The sequence below is a fragment of the Candidatus Micrarchaeia archaeon genome (genome assembly GCA_041650355.1).
GTDB lineage: Archaea > Micrarchaeota > Micrarchaeia > Anstonellales > Bilamarchaeaceae > JAHJBR01.
Genome location: JBAZLI010000097.1, coordinates 1 through 2,993 on the forward strand (window position 1 = coordinate 1; position 2,993 = coordinate 2,993).

Below are 2,993 nucleotides of genomic sequence, written 5' to 3' on the forward strand. Positions count from 1 at the left end.
ACTGCAGAAATGACTACAGATAGAATATCTGGTGCATATGCATTTTATCAGGCTTTAAGTAAATGGACGCATAAAGCAGCAAATGCCGAAGCAGACAGGATTGCTGCTGAGAAAGGCCTGGACGAAAATCAGAAATTAGTTTTGAAGGGGCAGATCAGAAAAGCGCTGGTTCGCTCAATTTTTCCTGAGCGCAAAGCTCCATTCAAATACGAATTTGAACAAGGTAAAGTCATTCACTTTGATTCTTATCCTGAACGCCTAATCGGCTTGCTTCTGCACAAATATGGCGTGGTAGAGTCTTTTGAAGAACTTGGCAACCTCCATGTAAAAACAAACGGCAGAAAACAGCACAGTTTGGATTTCTTGGTTGGCAGGAGATTCATTGAGTTTCATCCACTAAACATGAGGGATAAAATAGCCAGAAGAACGATACAAGATGTCTGTGATTTGAAGGAGCGAAGCATCACAGATCTCGCTTTCAGCAAAGAGAACGGCTTCTCAATGCTGTTCATCTGGGAATTGGATCAGTTCTATTCCGTTGTTCTGCAAGACCAGGAAATAAAGATGATGCTAAAAGAGGATTACAGAAGCCTGACTTATGAGCAATTCAGAGCGGATTTGAATGAAGCGTACCAAAAATCCATTCAATATGATGTTTTGCATCCTAAAGAAAAGAAAAAGCGAAAAAATAATCTTAGTTGTAAAAAATAAACTTGCTCCCGCCGGGATTCGAACCCGGGTCCGCGGAGTGAGAGTCCGCTATCCTTGACCGGGCTAGACTACGGGAGCTAATTGTTTCTGAAGCGCCGGTAGAATTAATCCGCCTAAACACTATTTAAATCTTGGTGAGCGCACGGCAAACCCGAACGCGGCGAGCAACGCGAAAACGGGCATGCAGCATCCGTAATCCTGCCCGACCATCGTCCCGGACGTCTCCTCGCACCTCTCCCTAAGGATTGCGCACTCCCCCGTCGCGTTCTCATAATAGGCAAAAGAGAAGTTCTCCCCCTCCACGCAGGCCCCGGAGGAGTAGTTCCCCCCGGCATCCATGCACGAGCTCTCGCTGCACAGCTCGTCCATCCTGATGCAGTTGGCCCCTATATAAGAAAAGGAAAATGAGAATAAAAGAAGAAAAGAAAAAATAAAAAATCTCAAGCGCGCACCTACGGCATCGTGAAAGTCGTAACGGTCCAGTCGTTGCTCGGGTCGTCGGAGTTCGCCTGCTCCGCGGTGAAGGTGTGGGTGAACACCTCCGGTGTCCCCTCGTTCTTCGAAACCCTTACCGTTACCGGGACGCTGGATGTAACGCCGTGCGTGGAGTAATACCTCACCTTAACCGTCCACTCGCCAGGAGTTGCCGTCTCCATGGTGAAAGTTTCCGGCCCGAAGCCGTTGGTATCATCAAGGTCCAGGTTCCCGCCGGGTATGCCGCCGAGGCTCCTGTAATATGCCTCGTTCCCGCCCGGGTCGAACACGTGCATGTCCACGTCGTTCCCGTCCGTGTCCCATGTGAGCGTTATCGTCAAATCCCTGGCCGGGATGTTCGCGTTCACGTTGAACGTGCTGCTGCTCCCAACCTGGCTTCCGGATGTGTCCTCCACAACAACCTGTATGTTGTTGCTTCCGGAGTTCAGCACAAGGTCGGTCGTGAATTCCCATTCGCCGGGCTGGCAGTCCCCGTATGTGCACGGGGTGGGCGTCACCTGCTGCCGGTTCCCGTTGTGCACAACGAACACGTTCCCGCCGAAGGTGCTCGCGTCCGCTCCCGCCGGGTTCGTCACCCTTCCGGCAACGGTCTGCACCCTCTGGTCCGTGGTCCCTCCGTTGTCCGTCACGGTCCCAGAGCGGTCCGTCAAATGAGTAACGGACGCCCCTCCCCCTAAATCAGTAAGGCCGCAGCTGCTCACCAGCAAAACAGCCAATATCACTGCAACTACGCTGTTTGGTTCCATACATACACCCGTGTCTTGGTTTGAAGATTAGGAATATAAACCTATCCGGCTTCCCAATCAATTTAAACCCTCCCGTGGTGAATTCCCACCATGCGCAAGCTGATGGCGGTGAACTTCATAATCGCATTCTTCGCCTCATCGCTCGCCATGGCGCTCCCCTTATATCTATTGCAGAAAGGGGTGGACGTGCGGGAGATAGGCCTCATAATCTCCGTGACCCCGCTGGTTTTCCTTGTCCTCAGGTCCATGGCCTCGGCCGCCGCGGAAGTCATGGGCACCAGGCCGTTCTTCCTAGCCAGCTCCGCGTCGCAGGCCCTCGCCTCGCTCACATTCCTAGTCGCATCCACGCCTCTCGGTTTCGCGCTCGGTAAACTGCTGGACGGCTCGGCGCAGTCCTTTTTCTGGGCGGTGAACCGCACCAAGGTGGTGGAAAGGGAGGCGTACAAGGAGATGAGCCTCGCGAAGCTCCTCGCAATACGGATGCTCGCCTCCACAATAGGGATAGGCCTGGCCGGCGTACTCATATCCTATTCCTTCGAATCCTTCTTCCAGCTCCTCGCCCTCGGCGGCATATTCTCGTTCATAATCTCCATATTCTTCTGGAAGGGGAAGGGCCAGCAGGAAAGGATAGACCCGAACCAGATGCTTGATTTCAAAAGCAAGAGCCGCCTCTTCCGCGAGACCTCCTTCTCCATCTTCTTCTTCCTCGCCGCGTTCGCCATCTTCTTCTCCTTCCTGCTCCCGGTCTACCTGCGCGAGGAGATGTCAATGCCCTACGAGGGCATAGGCGCGCTCGTGATGTTCTTTTACCTCGCGATGGCGGTCGGCAGCTATTCCGCGATAGAGTTCGGGCTGGATGAGAGGGTGCTCCTCTTTTTCCAGGACCTCACCATCCCGCTCCTCCTGCTCATCCCATTCGCGCAGCCGTATATCTTCCCGCTTCTGATGATGGTGGGCTTCGGGTTCGGCGTCTGCTACGCGATGCAGGAGAAGATGGTCGTTATAGCCACGCAGGGGAGCAAATCCCTTTCCACCGACTTC

Annotated in this window: 4 protein-coding genes and 1 tRNA gene; 2 read left to right on the forward strand and 3 right to left on the reverse strand. The window is 53.4% G+C overall.

From position 1 onward, the window contains the following. Nucleotides 1–711, forward strand: a 711-nt coding sequence (locus WC488_05235; protein ID MFA5077800.1) for a hypothetical protein, incomplete at its 5' end; no start/stop codon positions are given. Between the two features lie 3 nt (nucleotides 712–714). Here WC488_05235 and WC488_05240 read toward each other — a convergent pair. From WC488_05240 to WC488_05250, 3 genes are all read right to left on the reverse strand, one after another. Next, nucleotides 715–789: transfer RNA gene (locus WC488_05240), tRNA-Glu, on the reverse strand. Between the two features lie 42 nt (nucleotides 790–831). Then, on the reverse strand, nucleotides 832–1,080 hold the full coding sequence (locus WC488_05245) for a hypothetical protein (protein MFA5077801.1): 249 nt from the start codon (nucleotides 1,078–1,080) through the stop codon (nucleotides 832–834). An 83-nt stretch (nucleotides 1,081–1,163) separates the two neighbouring features. After that, nucleotides 1,164–1,952: a hypothetical protein gene (locus WC488_05250; GenBank protein ID MFA5077802.1), complete on the reverse strand. Its 789-nt coding sequence runs from the start codon at nucleotides 1,950–1,952 to the stop codon at nucleotides 1,164–1,166. 90 nt (nucleotides 1,953–2,042) lie between these two features. Here WC488_05250 and WC488_05255 point away from each other — a divergent pair. After that, the coding region (locus WC488_05255) for an MFS transporter (protein ID MFA5077803.1) at nucleotides 2,043–2,993 on the forward strand (951 nt) is incomplete at its 3' end.

Bases quoted from the DNA above. Each gene is read 5' to 3' on its own strand.
- WC488_05250 (MFA5077802.1), bottom strand. From the start codon at position 1,952: ATGGAACCAAACAGCGTAGTTGCAGTGATATTGGCTGTTTTGCTGGTG.
- WC488_05245 (MFA5077801.1), bottom strand. From the start codon at position 1,080: ATGGACGAGCTGTGCAGCGAGAGCTCGTGCATGGATGCCGGGGGGAAC.